At 65.8% G+C, this 17,845-nt stretch carries 22 protein-coding genes; 16 read left to right on the plus strand and 6 right to left on the minus strand.

What is annotated here, in order from left to right; all coding sequences use genetic code 11:
- Positions 1-243 precede the first annotated feature (243 nt).
- Together NIBR502772_RS02605 and NIBR502772_RS02610 are read left to right on the plus strand one after the other, a co-directional pair.
- The gene (locus NIBR502772_RS02605; RefSeq protein ID WP_141138947.1) at positions 244-810 is read left to right on the plus strand and encodes a recombinase family protein; all 567 of its coding nucleotides are present in this window, start codon (positions 244-246) and stop codon (positions 808-810) included.
- A gap of 529 nt (positions 811-1,339) precedes the next feature.
- On the plus strand, positions 1,340-1,720 hold the full coding sequence (locus NIBR502772_RS02610) for a VOC family protein (RefSeq protein WP_141138948.1): 381 nt from the start codon (positions 1,340-1,342) through the stop codon (positions 1,718-1,720).
- Here the strand turns inward: NIBR502772_RS02610 and NIBR502772_RS02615 are convergent, their stop codons facing one another.
- From NIBR502772_RS02615 to NIBR502772_RS02630, 4 genes are all read right to left on the minus strand, one after another.
- On the minus strand, positions 1,721-1,969 hold the full coding sequence (locus NIBR502772_RS02615) for a DUF3883 domain-containing protein (protein WP_141138949.1): 249 nt from the start codon (positions 1,967-1,969) through the stop codon (positions 1,721-1,723).
- A gap of 88 nt (positions 1,970-2,057) precedes the next feature.
- Positions 2,058-2,441: a PIN domain-containing protein gene (locus NIBR502772_RS02620; protein WP_168223476.1), complete on the minus strand. Its 384-nt coding sequence runs from the start codon at positions 2,439-2,441 to the stop codon at positions 2,058-2,060.
- Positions 2,438-2,707: a type II toxin-antitoxin system Phd/YefM family antitoxin gene (locus NIBR502772_RS02625; RefSeq protein WP_141138951.1), complete on the minus strand. Its 270-nt coding sequence runs from the start codon at positions 2,705-2,707 to the stop codon at positions 2,438-2,440. The genes NIBR502772_RS02620 and NIBR502772_RS02625 overlap by 4 nt, the downstream gene beginning before the upstream one ends.
- A gap of 143 nt (positions 2,708-2,850) precedes the next feature.
- Complete coding sequence (locus tag NIBR502772_RS02630) at positions 2,851-3,255, minus strand: DUF5997 family protein (RefSeq protein ID WP_056347429.1); 405 nt, start codon at positions 3,253-3,255, stop codon at positions 2,851-2,853.
- 79 nt (positions 3,256-3,334) lie between these two features.
- On the opposite strand from NIBR502772_RS02630, the gene NIBR502772_RS02635 reads away from it, so the two are divergent.
- Entirely contained in the window at positions 3,335-4,084 is a 750-nt protein-coding gene (locus NIBR502772_RS02635) for a LysR family transcriptional regulator substrate-binding protein (protein WP_210412377.1), read from the plus strand.
- Here the strand turns inward: NIBR502772_RS02635 and NIBR502772_RS02640 are convergent.
- Together NIBR502772_RS02640 and NIBR502772_RS02645 are read right to left on the minus strand one after the other, a co-directional pair.
- On the minus strand, positions 4,081-4,416 hold the full coding sequence (locus NIBR502772_RS02640) for a hypothetical protein (RefSeq protein ID WP_141138952.1): 336 nt from the start codon (positions 4,414-4,416) through the stop codon (positions 4,081-4,083). The two genes, NIBR502772_RS02635 and NIBR502772_RS02640, sit on opposite strands and share 4 nt — an antisense overlap.
- A 17-nt stretch (positions 4,417-4,433) precedes the next feature.
- Positions 4,434-5,162: a GntR family transcriptional regulator gene (locus NIBR502772_RS02645; RefSeq protein WP_141138953.1), complete on the minus strand. Its 729-nt coding sequence runs from the start codon at positions 5,160-5,162 to the stop codon at positions 4,434-4,436.
- A gap of 106 nt (positions 5,163-5,268) precedes the next feature.
- On the opposite strand from NIBR502772_RS02645, the gene NIBR502772_RS02650 reads away from it, so the two are divergent.
- The 13 genes from NIBR502772_RS02650 (at position 5,269) to NIBR502772_RS02710 (ending at position 17,779) form a co-directional block, all read left to right on the plus strand.
- Entirely contained in the window at positions 5,269-6,027 is a 759-nt protein-coding gene (locus tag NIBR502772_RS02650) for a LamB/YcsF family protein (protein WP_141138954.1), read from the plus strand.
- 58 nt (positions 6,028-6,085) lie between these two features.
- Positions 6,086-7,438 (plus strand): MFS transporter, encoded by a 1,353-nt coding sequence (locus NIBR502772_RS02655; RefSeq protein ID WP_141138955.1) that lies wholly within the window; start codon positions 6,086-6,088, stop codon positions 7,436-7,438.
- Between the two features lie 19 nt (positions 7,439-7,457).
- The gene (locus tag NIBR502772_RS02660) at positions 7,458-9,185 is read left to right on the plus strand and encodes a carboxyltransferase domain-containing protein (protein WP_141138956.1); all 1,728 of its coding nucleotides are present in this window, start codon (positions 7,458-7,460) and stop codon (positions 9,183-9,185) included.
- Between the two features lie 7 nt (positions 9,186-9,192).
- Positions 9,193-10,968 carry a biotin carboxylase N-terminal domain-containing protein gene (locus tag NIBR502772_RS02665; protein WP_141138957.1) on the plus strand — a complete coding sequence of 592 codons (1,776 nt, stop codon included), beginning with the start codon at positions 9,193-9,195 and terminating at the stop codon, positions 10,966-10,968.
- A gap of 154 nt (positions 10,969-11,122) precedes the next feature.
- On the plus strand, positions 11,123-11,488 hold the full coding sequence (locus NIBR502772_RS02670; RefSeq protein ID WP_168223477.1) for a DUF1801 domain-containing protein: 366 nt from the start codon (positions 11,123-11,125) through the stop codon (positions 11,486-11,488).
- 117 nt (positions 11,489-11,605) lie between these two features.
- Positions 11,606-11,908, plus strand: a complete 303-nt coding sequence (locus tag NIBR502772_RS02675) for an urease subunit gamma (RefSeq protein WP_141138959.1) — start codon at positions 11,606-11,608, stop codon at positions 11,906-11,908.
- 14 nt (positions 11,909-11,922) lie between these two features.
- On the plus strand, positions 11,923-12,270 hold the full coding sequence (locus tag NIBR502772_RS02680) for an urease subunit beta (RefSeq protein ID WP_141138960.1): 348 nt from the start codon (positions 11,923-11,925) through the stop codon (positions 12,268-12,270).
- Positions 12,267-13,979, plus strand: coding sequence for an urease subunit alpha (ureC, locus tag NIBR502772_RS02685; RefSeq protein ID WP_141138961.1), 1,713 nt, complete (start codon positions 12,267-12,269; stop codon positions 13,977-13,979). The genes NIBR502772_RS02680 and ureC overlap by 4 nt, the downstream gene beginning before the upstream one ends.
- A gap of 24 nt (positions 13,980-14,003) precedes the next feature.
- Entirely contained in the window at positions 14,004-14,489 is a 486-nt protein-coding gene (ureE, locus tag NIBR502772_RS02690; protein ID WP_141138962.1) for an urease accessory protein UreE, read from the plus strand.
- On the plus strand, positions 14,470-15,180 hold the full coding sequence (locus NIBR502772_RS02695) for an urease accessory protein UreF (RefSeq protein WP_141138963.1): 711 nt from the start codon (positions 14,470-14,472) through the stop codon (positions 15,178-15,180). Before ureE ends, NIBR502772_RS02695 begins: the two co-directional genes overlap by 20 nt.
- 41 nt (positions 15,181-15,221) lie before the next feature.
- The gene (gene ureG, locus NIBR502772_RS02700; RefSeq protein ID WP_141138964.1) at positions 15,222-15,836 is read left to right on the plus strand and encodes an urease accessory protein UreG; all 615 of its coding nucleotides are present in this window, start codon (positions 15,222-15,224) and stop codon (positions 15,834-15,836) included.
- Positions 15,833-16,717 carry an urease accessory protein UreD gene (locus tag NIBR502772_RS02705; RefSeq protein ID WP_371706753.1) on the plus strand — a complete coding sequence of 295 codons (885 nt, stop codon included), beginning with the start codon at positions 15,833-15,835 and terminating at the stop codon, positions 16,715-16,717. The genes ureG and NIBR502772_RS02705 overlap by 4 nt, the downstream gene beginning before the upstream one ends.
- Positions 16,718-17,779, plus strand: a complete 1,062-nt coding sequence (locus NIBR502772_RS02710; RefSeq protein ID WP_141138965.1) for a HoxN/HupN/NixA family nickel/cobalt transporter — start codon at positions 16,718-16,720, stop codon at positions 17,777-17,779.
- Positions 17,780-17,845 lie beyond the last annotated feature (66 nt).

The following is a 17,845-nucleotide window of genomic DNA, read 5'->3' on the forward strand; positions in this document are numbered from 1 at the left end:
ATGATGAGCCGTTGCTCCTCTGATGGGATGGTGACGCTCCTGATGTGTTGGTGGGCCTTTCTAGAGGTCCCAGGCAGCGTCAGGATGTTCTACACCCCAACCTGACGAACAGGACGCGTATGTCTTGACGTTCTTCTGGCCCGGGCCTAGAACTCAACCTGACAGAACAGACTGGGGAGGTCTTGACTTTCAGCTGGAGCGGGCCTAGAGGTCATTCTGACAAAACGAAGGTTGGAGGAAATCGTGGCTGGCCAGCGGATCGGATACGTGCGGGTGAGCACTCTGGATCAGAACGAGAAGCGCCAGCTCGAAGGCCAGGTTCTGGACCGGGTCTTCATGGACAAGGCCTCCGGCAGGGACACCGCCAGACCACAGCTCACAGAGCTGCTGCGGTTCGCCCGTGATGGGGACACCCTGGTTGTGCACAGCATGGACCGGCTCGCACGCAACCTCGATGACCTTCGCGCCCTGGTTCACGTCCTAACCCGCATGGGCGTGCGGGTGGAGTTCGCCAAAGAAGGCCTCGTCTTCACCGGCGAGGACTCGCCCATGGCCAACCTCATGCTCTCCGTCATGGGCGCCTTCGCCGAATTCGAACGCTCCCTCATCAGGGAACGCCAAAGGGAAGGCATCGCTCTGGCCAAGCAGCGCGGCGCCTATAAAGGACGAAAAAAGACTCTCACACCGGAACGGGCCGCCGAACTGGTCCAGCGCGCCAGCAGCGTTGTACCTAAAGCCCTCCTTGCCCGTGACTACGGGATCAGTCGGGAGACCGTCTACCAGTACCTGCGCCACGCCAAGCTGGACTGAACCTCTTGCCCGCCGGCGCGGCTGTTACTGCTAGGGAACGCAATTTGCTTGATGGAAGGTCCCTTATCGGCCAGTTTCGAAGAGGGCCGGAATGCGCAGCTCTCGTGTCCGGTTTCAGTTTTGTTGGCAAGAATCTCAATAGCCCTGGCAATCTACGGACTGTCGGGATCTGCCTCGCCGTACTTGGCAAACGCAGCTGGCGGACTCGATTGGCGTTACCTTGCCAGGGGCATCGGCAGTTGGCGCGCGCCACTGGTGAAAGGAGATGGTGTCCAGCTCACGGGACTTCGGCTCCGCCTACGATGTCACCGAAAGACATCTTCGAATCCGGATCCACGGCCGAGTCCACGCCACATTCACCGCGGCCTGCGCAGCGATGCGGTTGCGGAGGCCAGCTGCCTGGCGGATGTGCCTTCAGTCTGGGCCCTGGAGACTGCTAATCTCCGGGCTGGCAGCTCTGATGGACACGTAGGACGGCTCTTCTCCGCTGAAGGTTCGCACGCCTGCTGCGGGCCGGTAGCTTGGGACCATGAGACTGAAAATGTGCAGCATCCATGTCCAGGATCCGGCCGCCGCCCACACGTTCTACACCGGGACCCTTGGGTTCGAGACACTCATGGCGATGCCCGAGTACAACCTCTTCATCATCAAGGATCCAGGCTCCGACGCCGGGTCGGTAGGGCTGCTGCTGGAGCCCAGCGACAACCCGATCGGTGCGAACTACATGAACGCACTGCACGACGCCGGGATCGCGGCCATCACCTTCGGCGTTCCGAATGTGCAGGCCGAGTACGACCGGCTGGTGGCTGCCGGCGTGAAATTCCAGGGCGAGCCGTCAGAGGATCCGTCCGGGATCAGTGCGGTCTTCGACGACGGCTGCGGCAACTTCGTGCAGCTGCACCAGGACTGATTAGCCGGCCTTCGGCACGGCGAGGAATGTGCTTTCCTGAAGTTCACACGTGGTATCGATGCTGCCTGGCAGGTGGTACCAGCGGGGTGCGGGGCCGAAGGTGAAGACCCTGATGAGGTGGAAGACCTCAGCCTGCTCTTGGGAAAGCTGTAATTCGTTGCGGGACACGAAGAACGGCGTCTCGGCGCGCGACTTTGTGGTTTTGACCTCCGGGAGCCGTTCTTTTCCGCTCTCTTCGAAGGACAGGATGTCGTACCCGAGCCATCGCCGCGGGTCTTGGACACATGCTCAACCGACTCCACCTGGCCCGGAATGGGTTGGATTGTCAGTCCCGCACTCAGTCGCCTGCCTCCAGGATCTCCACCACATCTTCGACCCACTCGAAGTCCCTGGCGTTGCGGGTCATCAACGGGATGCCAAGAGAGTGGGCTTGCGCGGCGATCATTATGTCCTTACTCCTGGCATGTTGGGGCCTCAGGCGCTTGACCCGCGCAGCCAGCTCGCCATAACTCTCGGCGGCATGCTCGTCAAAGAGAATCCAGTCCATCAGTTCCCGCCAGACGGCAAGGCGGTGCACCCGGTTCCGGCGGATCTCCTCGGACGCTGACGATCGGATTCCGTGTTGGAGTTCCGCCAGCGAGATGATGCTCGAGCCGAGTACCGCGCCGGCCGGCCATACGGCCGGTGGTGCGATCAGGACATTCGTGTCAAGGAGGATCACGGGGTAGTCCACGGATCACCAAGGGGATCGGCATCTCTGGATTCTTCATGTTCCGTGAGCCACCCGGTCTGGTCTGCGCCGAGCTGGGCGAGCTTCAGGGCAGTTGCCACTTCAGCGGCAGAAGTCCACTTCTTGCGATGCGTTACAGGTGAGATCACTGCGACCGCACGACCTTGGAGGGTTATCTCAAGAGTGGCTCCGTGCTCAACCCGCTCAATGACAGCCCTTGGATTTTGCTTGAGTTCCCGAACCCCTACCTTGTCCATGGCTGCATTCTACGCTTGATGTAGCCCTTGTTCTACGATTGGCAATGAAAGGAACAGCAGAGGCCTGTCCGCGGATCCGAATCGTGAAGGTTCGGATCCGCGGACAAGCCTAGGAAAAGCGCTGGTGACTCAGAAAGCGGAGGCTACTCGGCCTGGGCGCGGGCTTTCTTGGCGTCCTTTTTGGCGGCTTCGTCCTTGACGCGCTGGGCTTCGGTGCGGACGGCGGCGTGGGTGGAGCGCTCGGCGACCAGCCAGGCCGGGGGAGCCTGCAGCAGCGCGGTGATTTCCGCCGTCGTCAGCGCTTCCTCAACACCGCCGCGGGCCAGGCCGCTGATGGAGACGTTCAGCTTCTGGGCCACCACCGGGCGGGGGTGCGGGCCGTTACGGCGGAGCTCCGCGAGCCACTCCGGCGGGTTGGCCTGTAGTTCGGCGAAATCGGCGCGGCTGATGGTTGAATCCTGGAACTCCTGCGGTGTTGCCGGCAGGTAGATGCCAAGCTTCTTGGCAACGGTGGCCGGCTTCATGGACTGGGAGTTTGCAGAGGTCATGGTTCAAGGGTATCCGGCTGCCCGGCTGAAAGGCACCAGCTCCGGCAGTGCGGGGCCGCGCGGGCGGTACTGTGAAGACGTGCCCGCAGACAATGAATCCCCCCAGAACGCCAGCCCCGACGAATCGCCGGAGCAGGAGGCGCCCCGTGTGCTCCGCTTCGCCTATGTGGCCGGCGTAACCCCGGGCAAGTGGATCCGCCGCTGGGAAGAGCGCGTGCTGGACATCCCGCTGGAGTCGTTTATGTCCGACGACGGCGCCCAGCTTTCCGTATTGCGTGACGGTTCCGCGGACCTCAGCTTTGTCCGGCTTCCGGTGGAGCGGGAAGGCCTCAACGTGATCCCGCTGTATGAGGAGCAGCCCGTGGTGGTGGCGCCCAAGGGGCACGAGATTTCAGTGTTTGAGGAAGTGGCCCTGGCCGACCTCTCGGCAGAGACTTTCCTGGACGTCGCCGAAATGGGTGGCCCGGAAGCGGCCATGCAGGTGGTGGCGTCCGGTGCGGGCCTGGTGATTTTGCCCATGTCCGTGGCCAGGCATTTCAACGTCAAGGACACCGTGGCCCGCCGGCTGACGGGTGCCCCGGTCACGGAGATCGCGCTGGCCTGGCCCAGCGACTCCTCGGACGACATCATTGAGGAGTTCATCGGGATTGTCCGCGGCCGCACCGCGGCAAGCTCCCGGCAGCCGTCGGCCCAGCAGGAGAAGCCCAAGAAGGAGCCGAAGCCGGACCGGCGCGGCCCCGCGGTCAAGAAGCCGAAGGTGGCCCAGCGTTACGCGCCGAATCCGGACAAGGGCCGCGGCAAAGGCTCACGCAAAAAGGGCAAGCGCTAAGCCGAGCAGGCTTCCGTCAGTGCTGTGACTGACTCAGCCGGCACCTGGTCTCCGGCTTCGGCGATCTGGCCCAGCGGCGTCGTAATTTCCGCAGGCACCCCGGCAGTGTCCGCGGCGGACACCAGCCCGCCCAGCAATGCCTTGTCCTGGACGCTGACCAGCCCGTCCTCCACCACGGTGCAGACCTGCTTCCTGACCTCGTCCGAGGCTGCGGTTGCCACCTTGGAGGCGGCATCGTTCGCGGTGGTTTCAGCGACTTCCTGGACCGATCCGCAGGCGGAGAGGAGGAGCATCAGGGGGACGGCGGACAGGGCTGCAAGGCGGCGTTTCATTCGTCCAGCCTAACGGCTCAGTCTGTTCCGGCCTCGCCGTGCACCTCGCTCAGGTTGTCTTCGGAGCGGTCCAGGTACGCCAGGAGAAGGTCGGCCGCGCGGTCCAGTTCCCCGGCTTCCAGGGCCAGGCAGATCGCTTCGTTGTCCGGCAGGTAGTGCTGGTAGAACTGCGCGTCCACGGTGGCTTTGTGGAAAAACAGGCGCATTTCGGCCAGGACCTGGCCCATGATGCTGTTCAGCCGCGGGCTTCCGGCCATGGCCACAATGGCGCCGTGGAAGTGCTGGTTGGCGGTGCCCAGGGCTTCGTCGTCACCGGCTGCCGCAGCTCGTTTGCCTTCGTCAACGGCGGCCCGGACGGCGGCCACGTCCTCCGGGCTGCCTCCGGCACGCAGGGCGGCGACCTCGATGGCGCGCCGGACGGTATAGACGTCGTGGACGTCCCCCGCCTCCAGGCTTGCCACGAAGACGCCGCGGTTGGGATGGCGGACCACCAGGCGTTCGCTGGCAAGTTCCACGAAGGCCTCGCGCACCGTGTTGCGGGAGACGCCCAGGTCCTCGGCGATGGTGGATTCGGTGAGCCGCGTTCCGGGAAGCAATGCTCCCTCCGCCAGCTGCAGGCGGAGTTCATCCGCCACCCGCTCAGCCACGGACGGAACGGCCACTCGCAGGCGGCCTGAGGCGGTCCGGGTCGCCGTTGCAGTCGTCGAAATGCGGGAAGAGGGGACGAGCGGGTCTGAAGAGGCCATACACGAGAATTTACACGATCGTCACATTGTGGAATCGAAGGATTGTTGAACAATCTGTAAATTTAGTGCATCCTAGTAGGACCACTCAATGAGACGGGGATCACAAATGGCAACGATTGACCTGAACAGCGACGTCGGCGAGTCCTTCGGACGATGGAGCCTCGGCGATGACCTGGCGATGTTCGGCTCGGTTTCGAGCGCGAACGTGGCCTGCGGATTCCACGCCGGCGATCCCAGCGTCATCCGCAGGACCTGCCGCGAGGCTGCTGCTGCCGGCGTCGCTATTGGTGCCCACGTCGGCTACCGGGACCTCGCCGGTTTCGGACGCCGATTCATGGACATCAGCCCCACAGAACTGGCCGACGACGTGGTGTACCAGATCGGTGCCCTGCAGGCCCTGGCCGCCGTTGAAGGAACCCAAGTCCGGTATGTGAAGCCGCACGGCGGACTGTACAACGCCATCGTGACGCACACAGCGCAGGCCCAGGCCGTCGTCGACGCCGTGAAATCGGTTGACCCCAACCTTCCGATCCTCGGCCTCCCCGGTTCGGAAGTCCTGCGGCTTGCAGAGAAAGCCGGCTTGCGCGCCGTGACCGAAGCGTTCGCGGACAGGGCCTACAACCCGGACGGCACCCTGGTGTCGCGCTCCCTCCCCGGAGCAGTCCTTGAGGATCCGGAACAAGTGGCGGAACATGTCCTACGGATGGCCACGGAATCCTCCGTCCGCACAATTGACGGGTCCACCCTCAAAATCCGCGCGGAAAGCATCTGCGTGCATGGTGACTCACCGGGGGCCGTAGCGATGGCCACCGCAGTGAAGTCCGCTCTCGGCGACGCCGGCGTGAGCATCGGCTCGTTCCGCTAGCCCCATCCCAGGCCGCACCAAGGCCCCCGCACCACCCCTCATCCCCCCGGAGGAAACCATGACCAGCACAAACAAGGCCGCAAAGGCCTCGGCAAGGAAGCCGCCGCCCGGCGCGCTCAAGGCGTACGTCGCCAGCCTCACCGGCACCTCGCTTGAGTACTACGACTTCGCGATCTACTCGGTGGCGTCAGCCCTCGTCTTCCCCAAGATTTTCTTCCCCTCGGATGATGAATTCGTAGGCCTCCTGCTGTCCTTCTCCGCCTTTGCGGTGGGCTACCTCGCCCGCCCCATCGGCGGCATCGTGTTCGGGCGGCTCGGCGACAAGGTGGGCCGCAAGTACGTACTGGTCTTCACCCTGGTGCTGATCGGTATCGCCACCGTCCTCATCGGTGCGCTGCCTGACTACTCTGCGATCGGCATCTGGGCCCCCATCCTCCTGGTGCTCCTGCGCCTGGCCCAGGGCATCGGCGTCGGCGGTGAATGGGGCGGCGCTGTGCTGCTATCCAGCGAATTCGGCGACCCCAACAAGCGCGGATTCTGGTCCTCCGCAGCCCAGATCGGCCCGCCCGCCGGCAACCTGATGGCCAACGGCGTACTTGCGATCCTGGCAGCCTCGCTGAGCACCGAAGCGTTCCTCTCCTGGGGCTGGCGGGTAGCCTTCCTGGCCTCCGCCCTGCTGGTGGTCTTCGGCCTAATCATCCGCCTCAAGCTCGAGGAAACCCCGGTCTTCAAGGCCATCGCGGCCCACGGCGACCAGCCGAAGGCGCCCATCAAGGAAGTCTTCACCACCCAGCCCCGCGCGCTGATCGCCGCAGCCCTCTCCCGCGTCTGCCCGGACGTGCTCTACGCACTGTTTACCGTTTTTGTGGCCGTTTACGCCACCAAGGAACTGGGCATGACCACCGGCAACGTGCTGGCCGCCATCCTGATCGGCTCCGCGTTCCAGCTCTTCCTCATCCCGCTCGCCGGCGCCCTGACCGACCGGTTCAACCGCCGCTGGGTTTACGGCATTGCCGCTGCCGCCACCGCCGTCTACATTCCCCTGTTCTTCCTGATGATCGCGGGCAAGTCCGTGGTGATGCTGATCATCGGTGTGGTGATCGGACTGGCCCTGCACGCCTTTATGTACGGCCCGCAGGCAGCGTTCATCACCGAGCAGTTCCCGGCCCGCCTCCGCTACGCCGGCAGCTCCCTGGCCTACACGCTTGCCGGTGTAATCGGCGGCGCTGTGGCTCCCTTGATCTTCACCGCCCTTTACGGCGCAGCATCCGGCGGCTGGTACCTGATCGCCGGGTACATCCTCCTGACGGCCATCATCACCATCGTGGGTATGCGCCTGGGCCGCGACCCGCAGCCGGAAGAGGACCTCCGCCTGCTGCACCGCGACGACTCGCAGGAGAGCCGCGCCTGAGCGGCGCGGCCTGATCCCCATGGAAACAGTCAGCAAGCCCACTGCCGCGGCCCGCGTGCTCACCGTCCGGCCGGTAGGTACGACGGCGGTGCTCGCCGAACTCTCCGGGCTCCACGACGTCCTTGCCCTCCAGGCCCTCCTGCTCGAGCAGCCGCTGCCCGGCCAGGTGGACGTCCTGGCCGCCGCCGAAACCGTGATGATCAAGGCGGATTCACCCGCTGCGGCGCGCAGGATGGCGGCCCGGCTGCTGGAGATGGACCTGACGGTCCAGTCCCACGCCGAAGGCAAACTGGTGCAGATTGAGACCGTGTACGACGGCGACGACCTCGCCGAAGTGGGTCGGCTCACCGGGCTGGGCGCTGACGGCGTCATTGCAGCCCACACCGGGCAGGTCTGGACGGTTGCGTTCGGTGGCTTCGCGCCGGGCTTCAGCTACATGGTGGGGGAGAACCAGGTACTTGAAGTCCCGCGCCGGAGTTCGCCCCGGACCGCCGTCCCCGCAGGTTCCGTGGCCCTGGCCGGTAACTATTCGGCCGTGTACCCGCGGAAATCCCCGGGCGGCTGGCAGCTGATCGGCCGCACCGCAGCCCACATGTGGGACCTCAGCCGGGAGCAGCCGGCCCTGGCCGCGCCCGGTGACCGCGTGCGGTTCAGCGCGGTACGCGAGCTCATTGAAGTCGCGGTGCCGCACGCTGCCGTGGATGCCGCCGCCCTTGCTGCCCATGAACCGGACGTCCACTCCGGCCTGCTGATCCTGTCGCCGGGGCTCCAGAGCCTGATCCAGGACCTCGGCCGCCCCGGTCACGCCGGGCTCGGCGTGTCCTCAGCCGGGGCACTGGACCGTTCCTCCCTGCGCCGCGCCAACCGGATCGTGGGCAACGACCCGTCGGCCGCCGTCGTCGAATCCGTTGCCGGCGGGCTGCGCGTCCAGGCCGTGGGGGACCAGGTGCTGGCAGTGGCCGGCGCGCCCTCGGCACTGACTGTAGTGACGCCGTCGGACGTTCCCGACCCGGACGCTTCGGACGACGAAGATGGCCAGTCCGAGTTTGTCCAGTCCGAGCGGGTGCGCGAAGTGCCCATGGCCACCGCGTTTGCCCTGCTGGACGGCGAGATCCTGACCATCGGCGCACCCGAGCGCGGCTTCCGCAGCTACCTGGCCATCCGCGGCGGCGCAGCAGTCGATGCGGTGCTCGGGAGCCGGTCCACGGACACCATGTCCGGGATCGGACCTGCACCGCTGGCCGCCGGGCAGCTGCTGGGAGCCGGCGCCGCCACGTCCTCCAACGTGGTGGGCAACCCCGAACTGCAGCCCGACTTTCCGGACATCGGCGTCACGGTCCTGGACATCGTTCCCGGACCCCGCGATGACTGGTTCGACGCCGCAGCATTGGAATCGCTCTGCGCCCAGGAGTGGGCGGTGACGCCCCGCTCCAACCGAGTGGGCATGCGGCTGGACGGCCAGCCGCTCAGCCGAAGCCGGGACGGTGAACTGCCCAGCGAGGGAACCATGGCTGGCGCGCTCCAGATCCCGCCGGAAGGACAGCCCGTACTCTTCCTGGCCGACCACCCCATCACCGGTGGCTACCCCGTGATCGGCGTGGTGGTTGACCACCAGCTGGACCTGGCCGCCCAGGTTCCCATCGGCGGGTCCATCCGGTTCCGCTGGGCTCCCGGCTACGGACTACCCACCGGCTTTTCCCATTCTTCCCCTGACATTTCCCAGACAAAAGATTCCCAGACAAAGTGAGCAACTGATGCGCAAGGTCCTGATCGCCAACCGCGGAGAAATCGCCGTCCGCATCGCCCGCGCCTGCGAGGACGCCGGACTGGAGTCCGTGGCTGTCTACGCGGACGTGGATGCCGACGCCATGCACGTGGGCGCCGCCACCGAGGCGTACAGCCTGGGCGGCAACGCGCCCTCGGAAACGTACCTCGATATCCCCAACCTGCTGCGCGTGGCCGCGGAGTCCGGAGCGGACGCGGTGCACCCGGGATACGGCTTCCTGTCCGAGAACGCCGGCTTTGCCCAGGCGGTCCTGGACGCCGGCCTGACCTGGATCGGGCCTAACCCGGAGGCCATCCGGCAGCTCGGCAACAAGATCACGGCCCGCGAGATCGCCGTCCGCGCCGGTGCCCCCTTGGTGGCCGGCACCGACGGTCCGGTGGCTTCGGCCGCGGAAGTCCGTGAGTTTGCCGAACAGCACGGCCTGCCGATCGCCATCAAGGCGGCGTTCGGCGGCGGCGGACGCGGGCTGAAAGTGGTCCGCGAGATGGACCAGATCGAGGAGTCCTTCGATTCCGCGGTCCGCGAAGCAGTGGTGGCCTTCGGCCGTGGCGAGTGCTTTGTGGAGCGTTACCTTGACCGGCCCCGGCATGTGGAGGCCCAGGTCCTGGCGGACCAGCACGGCAACGTGGTGGTGGTGGGCACCCGCGACTGCTCGCTGCAGCGCCGGCACCAGAAACTGGTGGAAGAGGCCCCCGCACCCTTCCTGACCGATCAGCAGACCCAGCTGATTTACGACGCCGCCAAGGCAGTGTGCCGCGAAGCCTCCTATTCCGGGGCCGGGACGGTGGAGTTCCTGGTCGCCGCCGACGGCACCGTCGCGTTCCTCGAAGTGAACACGCGCCTGCAGGTGGAGCACCCCATCACCGAGGAGACCACCGGCGTGGACCTGGTCCAGGAGCAGCTCCGGATCGCCGCGGGAGAGCCGCTGCGCTTCACCGCCGATCCCGCACCGCACGGCCACTCCTTCGAGTTCCGGCTCAACGCGGAGGACGTGGGCCGCGGCTTCCTGCCGTCGCCGGGAACCATCGCGACCTTCAGCGGCCCCACGGGACCGGGCATCCGGCTTGACTCCGGCGTCCGCTCCGGCTCCATCGTGGCGCCGCAGTTTGATTCCCTGCTGGCCAAGCTGATCGTCACCGGCGCCGACCGCCAGCAGGCGCTCCGCCGGGCCCGCCGTGCCCTCGCCGAAATGGAAATCACCGGCGTGGCCACGGTCCTGCCGTTCCACCGGGCCGTTGTCCAGGCACCGGACTTCAAGTCGGAGACCGCGCTCGGCATCCACACCCGCTGGATCGAAACTGACTTTGCGGATTCCATCGCGGCGGATCCGGAGTTCGGCACGTCCGTTCCGGACGGTGAGCGGCGCACCATTACCGTTGACGTCGACGGCCGGCGCCTCGCCGTCGGCCTGCCCGCTGACCTGCTGAATGGCTGGGCGCGCTCCGGTGCCGCCGTTCCGGCGGGGGTCTCCCTTGACGGGGCTGGTTTGGACGGAGCTGCCGACGGCGGTGCTGCGGCAGGTGCCGCTGATCCCGGCGAGCTGCGGGCAGACATGGCTGGGACCGTGGTCAAGTGGCTCGTGGAGCCGGGCGCCGAGGTTTCGGCGGGGGACGCCGTCGTCGTTCTTGAGGCGATGAAGATGGAGACCCAGGTGACCGCCCACCGCGCCGGAATGCTGTCCGGGATCCGCACAGAAGCCGGCGGCGTTGTGAACGCCGGGGCCGTGCTGGCGCTGATCGGCTGAGCCGTCCGGGCATGCCCGGCTCCAGCGAAAAGGTCCGGCCGGTGTTCCCACCCGGCCGGACCTTTCCTGGCTTGTGGCGCCGCCTGGATCCGCACCGGTGGGGACGGCAGACGGACGTGTTTGACTATGCTTCATGACACTAAATCGAAACCCGGTGGTTGATTCGTTTCTTGAGTCATTGGACCACCCGTTGAAGCCTGTGATTGAGCGCCTTCGGCTGGCTGTCCTGGACGCGGATGACGCCATAACGGAGCGTATTAAGTGGAAGGCGCCGAGCTTCTGTTTCGAATCTGTTGACCGGGTCACCTTTAACTTGAGGCCCCTGCATCACGTGCAGCTGATTTTTCACCGCGGCGCAAAGGCCCTCGAGGATGACTTTCCTTTTGACGCCTCCAAATGGAGCGGGCTGTTGGAAATGATCGGGCGGGACCGCGGCCAGGTGATTTTTCCAAGCGCGGAGGCGGCGGAAGCCCGGCAGGAAGAATTCGTGGCGCTCGTGCGGGAGTGGGTTCGAGCCTGACCTGCGGGTTGACTCTGATAGTCTTCAGTCATCCACGGGCCTCCCGGGCGCTTCTTTGGCCGGTTGTAGATAACGAGTGGGAACTCGCGATTTATCGCGAATGATGAGGAGGCTTTTATGCATCTGACGCCACGCGAAAATGAAAAACTGATGATCGTGGTTGCTGCCGATCTTGCACGACGGCGGCAGAAGCGCGGACTTAAGCTCAACCATCCGGAATCCGTCGCGATTCTTACGTATGAGCTGGTCGAGGGCGCCCGTGACGGACGCCGGGTCGCGGACCTCATGAGCTACGGCACCACCATCCTGACCAGGGACGATGTTATGGAAGGTGTCGCCGACATGATCCATGACGTCCAGGTCGAAGCGACGTTCCCGGACGGCACCAAGCTCGTCACCGTGCACAATCCCATTCGCTAGGCGTAGGAGAACCCATGAAACCCGGCGAATACATCCTTCGGACAGAGCCCGTCACGTGCAATGCGGGCCTCATTCCCCGCGCCCTCGCCGTGATCAATCGCGGTGACCGCCCCATCCAGGTGGGGTCGCATTACCATTTCTTCGAGGTGAACGACGCCCTCGAATTCGACCGGGACGCGGCCCACGGCTTCCGGCTGGACATCCCGGCGGGAACCGCGGTGCGGTTCGAGCCCGGAGATGCAAAGACGGTCAACCTGCTCGCTCTCTCGGGCGAGCGGGCGGTCTACGGGTTCCGGGACCGCATCAACGGCCCGCTCGAGCCGAGCCGCGGCCTGATCTCCCTCCAGGACGACACCAAATGAGCTTCGAACTGAGCCGCAAACAGTACTCGGACCTTTACGGCCCCACCACGGGCGACGCCGTCCGCCTGGCCGACACTGATCTGTTCCTCGAGATTGAGCACGACCACACCAACTACGGTGAAGAAGTCGTGTTTGGCGGCGGCAAGGTCATCCGTGACGGCATGGGCCAGAACGGGCAGCTGGTCCGTGACAAGGACATCCCGGACACCGTGATCACGAACGTGATCGTGTTTGACTACACCGGCATCTACAAGGCCGATGTGGCCCTCCGGGACGGGCACATCTTCAAGATCGGCAAGGCCGGAAACCCCCAGATTTCCCGGGGCGTGAACATCACCATCGGCGTCGCCACCGACATCATCGCGGGCGAGGGCAAGATCCTCACCGCGGGCGGCATAGACACCCACGTGCACTTCGTGAGCCCCGACCAGGTGCCGGTGGCGCTGGCCTCGGGAGTCACCACCCTGATCGGCGGCGGCACTGGACCGAGCGATGCAAGCAAGGCCACCACCGTGACGCCGGGCGCCTGGCACATTTCACGCATGCTTCAGGCCGTGGAGAACCTGCCGATCAATGTAGGCCTGCTCGGCAAAGGCCACGCCAGCGCCATCGAGCCCCTCGCGGAGCAGATCCGGGCGGGTGCCATCGGGCTGAAGGTGCACGAGGACTGGGGCGCCACCACGTCCTCGATCGACATGTCGCTGCGCGTGGCCGACGAGTACGACGTGCAGGTGGCCATCCACTCCGACACCCTCAACGAGTGCGGCTTCGTCGAAGACACCATCGGGGCCATCGGCGGCCGCGTCATCCACACGTTCCACACCGAAGGCGCCGGCGGCGGGCATGCCCCGGACATCATCAAGATCGCGGCGCTGCCCAACGTCCTGCCGGCGTCGACCAATCCCACCCTGCCGTACACGGTCAACACCATCGACGAACACCTCGACATGCTGATGGTCTGCCACCACCTGAGCCCGGACATCCCCGAGGATGTGGCCTTCGCCGATTCGCGGATCCGCAAGGAGACCATCGCAGCGGAGGACGTGCTGCATGACATGGGCATCTTCTCCATCACCAGCTCCGATTCCCAGGCCATGGGCCGGGTCGGCGAGGTGGTCCTGCGCACCTGGCAGGTAGCGGACGCCATGAAGCGCCAACGCGGAAAGCTCGACGGCGACCCCGAGGTGGGGGACAACTTCAGGCTCAAGCGCTACGTGGCCAAATACACGATTAACCCGGCGATCGCCCACGGCATCGCGGACTCGGTCGGAAGCATCGAGGAGGGCAAATTCGCCGACCTCGTGCTCTGGGACCCGATGTTCTTCGGCGTCAAGCCCGAGCTCGTGCTCAAAGGCGGGCAAGCGGTCATGAGCGTTATGGGAGATCCCAACGCCTCGATCACCACCCCGCAGCCGCGCACCCTCCGCGGCAACTTCGGGGCGCTCGGCACCGCGGTACATGCCTCCTCGATCACGTTTCTTTCCAAGGCCGCCATAGCCGCCGGAGTGCCCGAGCAGCTGGGCCTGCGCCGCGTGATCCGCCCGGTGAGCGGGATCCGCACCCTCACCAAGGCCGACATGAAACACAACGGCGCGACACCGGACATCGGGGTCGACCCGGAAACCTATTCGGTGACTGTCGACGGCGAGCCCATCACGGCGGAGCCCTCGACGGTGCTGCCCATGGCGCAGCGCTACTTCCTCTTCTAGACACATATCCCTAAGGGGGCATATATGATCATCGACCACGTCATCGCCAACCGGCATGATCTCCCCGACGGCGAGCTGGCCGGCCTCCACGAGGAGCAGGTCCTCCTGCCGAGTGCGGAACTCGTCAAAAAAATCCAGCGGGTGACCACCGACCACGGCCGTGAGCTGGGCATCCGGCTCAGCGATGCCGCGGGCCCGGTGCGGGATCTCCGCGACGGCGACATCCTGTTCCGCGACGACAAAACGGTCATCGTGGTGACGGCGCTGGCAACCGACGTCCTTGTTATTGCCGCGCGCAGCATCCGTGAAATGGGGGTCGTGGCGCACAACCTCGGCAACCGGCACATGCAGGCGCAGTTTTTCGAGGCCGACAGTGAATATGCCGCCGAGGTGATGGTGGTGCAGTACGACCACACGATCGAGGACTACCTGATCCACGTTGGCGTGCCGTACTCGCGCCAGGAGCGTGTGGTGCCCGTGCCGTTCCGCCATGCCGAACACACCCACTGAGCGCGTGAACGAGCCGCCGTCGTACCTGCTGCCGCTGCTGCAGCTCTCTGACTCCGCGCTCCCCACCGGCGGGTTCAGCCATTCCTTCGGGATGGAGACGTTCCTGGAACGTGGCCTCATCGACGGCGAAGTGAGCTTCGCCAGCTGGCTGAGCCAGTTTGTGAGCATCCAGCTGACCTACAGTGACGGCTTCGCTCTGCGCCTGGCGTACGAGGCGTCCTCGGCGGATGACATTGTGCGGGTCGACCGGATGATCGCCGCGGCGGCGCTGCCCCGTGAGGTCCGCGAGGCGGGGACCAAAATGGGCGCACGGATGCTGGCCATCGCCGGCACGGTGGCGCCGGGCGCCCGGCTCGCGGGCTACGCGGCCGACGTCGGAAATGGGCGGTGCGTCGGGCATCCGGCGGTCGCGTTCGGCGTCGCCGGCCGGCAGTTGGGCGTTCCGCTGGAGGAATTGCTCGCGAGCTATCTCTTCACGGCGGTCACGTCCCTGACCCAAAATGCCATCCGGGCCATCCCCATCGGGCAGGACGCCGGTCAACGTGTGCTGCTGGGAACGCATCCCGGGATCATGGATGCCGTCCGCCGGATCCAGGCACTCGAAGCCGACGACTTCGGGATCACGGCCCCGGGCCTCGAAATCGCCCAGATGCGCCACGAACGCCAGCGCGTCCGCATGTTTATGTCTTAGCAGCCGCGGTCCGCCGCACCCCATACGTAGCAAGGAGCACCATGAAACTCATCAAAATCGGCGTCGGCGGTCCGGTCGGCGCAGGCAAGACCCAGCTCGTGGAACGCCTGACCCGCCACCTCAGCGCCGAGATTTCGATGGCCGCGATCACCAACGACATCTACACCATCGAGGACGCCAAGATCCTCGCCGCCAACGGGATCCTGCCACTGGACCGCATCATCGGCATCGAAACCGGCGGCTGCCCGCACACGGCCATCAGGGAGGACACGTCGATGAACTCGGCCGCTGTGGAGGAGCTGCGGCTGCGCCACCCCGGCCTCGAAGTCGTCTTCATCGAAAGCGGGGGAGACAACCTTTCGGCCACGTTCAGCCCGGAGCTTGTGGACTTCTCGATCTACATCATCGACGTGGCGCAGGGCGAGAAGATCCCGCGCAAGGCCGGCCAGGGCATGATCAAGTCCGACTTCTTCATCATCAACAAAAAGGACCTGGCCCCGTATGTGGGCGCTGACCTCTCCGTGATGGAGGCGGACACGCTCGAGTTCCGCGGCAACAAGCCGTACTGCTTCACCAACCTCAAGACCGACGAAGGCCTGGAGCACGTTATCAACTGGATCAGGCGCGACGTGCTCATGCTTGATCTCCGCCAGTGACGGGTGCGCCGGCGCCCGAACTCCCGGTGCGCCGCGCCGCCGTCGAACGCGCCGCCGTCGAACTTGCCGGTACGCTCGCCCTCACTGTGGGTGTGCGGGGCGACCGCTGCATCGCCACGAGCCAGTACCACCAGGGCGCGCTGCGTATCCTGCGCCCGCACTACCTCGATGACACCGGCCAGGTCTGCTACGTGGTGGTCAATCCCGGGGGCGGGTACGTCGGTGGCGACGAGTATGAAATCAACATCGCCGTGGAAACAGATGCCCGGCTCCTGCTGACCACACAGTCAGCGACGAAGGTCTACCGCACTCCCGGGACCCGCGCCGAACAGCGGACGCACATCCGGCTCGGCCCCAACGCGAGCCTGGAATCCGTGCCGGACCCGCTGATCGCCTACCGCGGGGCGACCTACCGGCAGGCCACGGTGGTTGAGATGCACGGCAGCGCCTCGCTGGTGATGGCCGAGATCGTCACCCCGGGCTGGTCACCGGACGGCGCCCTGTTCGGCTACGACGAGATCCGCCTGCGGAACGAGATCTCGGTGGACGGGCGCCTGGCGGTGCTCGACAACCTGCTGATCCGCCCGCTGACCGGCGCCGCCCCGATAGACGGCATGGCCTTCCTCGAGGACTACACCCATGTGGGTTCCCTCCTGGTCATGGATGCCCGCGTGGACGCCGCGCTGCTGAACGAGCTGCATGAGGAGCTGCTGCCGCTTGCCGGCGCGTGCAACCTGGGCTTGTCACTGCTCGACGGCGGCCTGGCCGTCCGGGCCCTGTCGCACGCCACCGAGCCGCTGGACGCCGTTATCCGCGCCGGCATCGATTTTCTGCGGTTCCGCTGGCACGGCCAGCCCCGTCTCAACCTGCGAAAGTACTAAATGAAGGCCCTCTTGAACCACCACGACCGGGAAGCCCTCCCGACGGCCCGCCGCTTGGCTGCCACCTTCGCGGCAGTCGCCGCGCTCCACGTGGTGATGCTTGCGCTGCTGGCCGATTCGCTGCGGACAAACCACAACCCCGTGGTGCCCGGCCTGCTCATCACTGCTTACCTGGCCGGTGTGAAGCACAGCTACGACTGGGACCACATTGCGGCGATCGACAACTCCACCCGCCGCTTCGCGGCCCAGGGCCGCAGCCCCGTCAGCGTGGGCTTCGCCTTCAGCACGGGACACAGCATGGTGGTTGTGCTTGCCGGGGTGCTTGTGGTCAGTGGTGCCGGTATCATTCAGGACGCACTTAATGACGGCTCGTCCGCGAACATGGTTTTGAGCATTACCGGGGCATCTGTCTCGGGGCTGTTCCTGCTGATCATCGGTGTTTACAACGCCGCCGCGTTCCGGCGCACTGCCCTGTTGTACCGCCGGGTCAAGGACGGCGCCACAGTCACCCGCGAGGCGCTGGCACCGACGGGTCTGGTGGCCCGCCTGCTCGACAAACCGCTCTCCCGCGTTAATCGCCCACGCGACATCTTTGTCCTGGGATTCCTCTTCGGCCTCGGCTTCGACACGGCCTCGACCATCGCGTTCCTGCTCCTCACCGCGACGGCCGCCCTCGCCGGCATCTCCCCGGTCGCGCTGATGGCCCTGCCCTTCGGCTTCATGGCGGCGATGACCCTCTGCGACACGGTGAACGGCGTCGCGATGATGAAGATGTACCGAAGCGCGGTTGTGGACCCCAAGCGCCGTATCGGTTTCAACATGGTCATCACAGGTGTGTCCGCCGCGTCCGCCCTGTTCATCTCTGTCATCACCATCGCCGGCGTGCTGCACGCGATGCTCGGACTCACCGACCCGGTGACCACGTTCCTTGCCGAACTCGACCTCGGCCACGCCGGGCTGGTCCTTGTGGCGCTGCTGCTGTTTATCTGGGGTGCCCATACCTGGGTGCGCCGCGCCGGCGAAGCCGCCTCAGCCACAACCGGCGGAAACCCGCAGGGATAGGGCTCGACGGCGGGACCGCCGCTTGGTCCCGACGGCGCCAGTCCCGCCGGTGCCAGTCCGGGCGGC

Source organism: Pseudarthrobacter sp. NIBRBAC000502772, assembly GCF_006517235.1.
Taxonomy (GTDB): domain Bacteria; phylum Actinomycetota; class Actinomycetes; order Actinomycetales; family Micrococcaceae; genus Arthrobacter.

Excerpts from the sequence above, each read along its gene's own strand:
- NIBR502772_RS02610 (WP_141138948.1), top strand. The coding sequence starts at position 1,340 with ATGAGACTGAAAATGTGCAGCATCCATGTCCAGGATCCGGCCGCCGCC.
- NIBR502772_RS02625 (WP_141138951.1), bottom strand. The coding sequence starts at position 2,707 with ATGGACAAGGTAGGGGTTCGGGAACTCAAGCAAAATCCAAGGGCTGTC.
- NIBR502772_RS02630 (WP_056347429.1), bottom strand. The coding sequence starts at position 3,255 with ATGACCTCTGCAAACTCCCAGTCCATGAAGCCGGCCACCGTTGCCAAG.
- NIBR502772_RS02640 (WP_141138952.1), bottom strand. The coding sequence starts at position 4,416 with ATGAAACGCCGCCTTGCAGCCCTGTCCGCCGTCCCCCTGATGCTCCTC.
- NIBR502772_RS02645 (WP_141138953.1), bottom strand. The coding sequence starts at position 5,162 with ATGGCCTCTTCAGACCCGCTCGTCCCCTCTTCCCGCATTTCGACGACT.
- NIBR502772_RS02650 (WP_141138954.1), top strand. The coding sequence starts at position 5,269 with ATGGCAACGATTGACCTGAACAGCGACGTCGGCGAGTCCTTCGGACGA.
- NIBR502772_RS02655 (WP_141138955.1), top strand. The coding sequence starts at position 6,086 with ATGACCAGCACAAACAAGGCCGCAAAGGCCTCGGCAAGGAAGCCGCCG.
- NIBR502772_RS02660 (WP_141138956.1), top strand. The coding sequence starts at position 7,458 with ATGGAAACAGTCAGCAAGCCCACTGCCGCGGCCCGCGTGCTCACCGTC.
- NIBR502772_RS02665 (WP_141138957.1), top strand. The coding sequence starts at position 9,193 with ATGCGCAAGGTCCTGATCGCCAACCGCGGAGAAATCGCCGTCCGCATC.
- NIBR502772_RS02675 (WP_141138959.1), top strand. The coding sequence starts at position 11,606 with ATGCATCTGACGCCACGCGAAAATGAAAAACTGATGATCGTGGTTGCT.
- NIBR502772_RS02680 (WP_141138960.1), top strand. The coding sequence starts at position 11,923 with ATGAAACCCGGCGAATACATCCTTCGGACAGAGCCCGTCACGTGCAAT.
- ureC (WP_141138961.1), top strand. The coding sequence starts at position 12,267 with ATGAGCTTCGAACTGAGCCGCAAACAGTACTCGGACCTTTACGGCCCC.
- ureE (WP_141138962.1), top strand. The coding sequence starts at position 14,004 with ATGATCATCGACCACGTCATCGCCAACCGGCATGATCTCCCCGACGGC.
- NIBR502772_RS02695 (WP_141138963.1), top strand. The coding sequence starts at position 14,470 with ATGCCGAACACACCCACTGAGCGCGTGAACGAGCCGCCGTCGTACCTG.
- ureG (WP_141138964.1), top strand. The coding sequence starts at position 15,222 with ATGAAACTCATCAAAATCGGCGTCGGCGGTCCGGTCGGCGCAGGCAAG.
- NIBR502772_RS02710 (WP_141138965.1), top strand. The coding sequence starts at position 16,718 with ATGAAGGCCCTCTTGAACCACCACGACCGGGAAGCCCTCCCGACGGCC.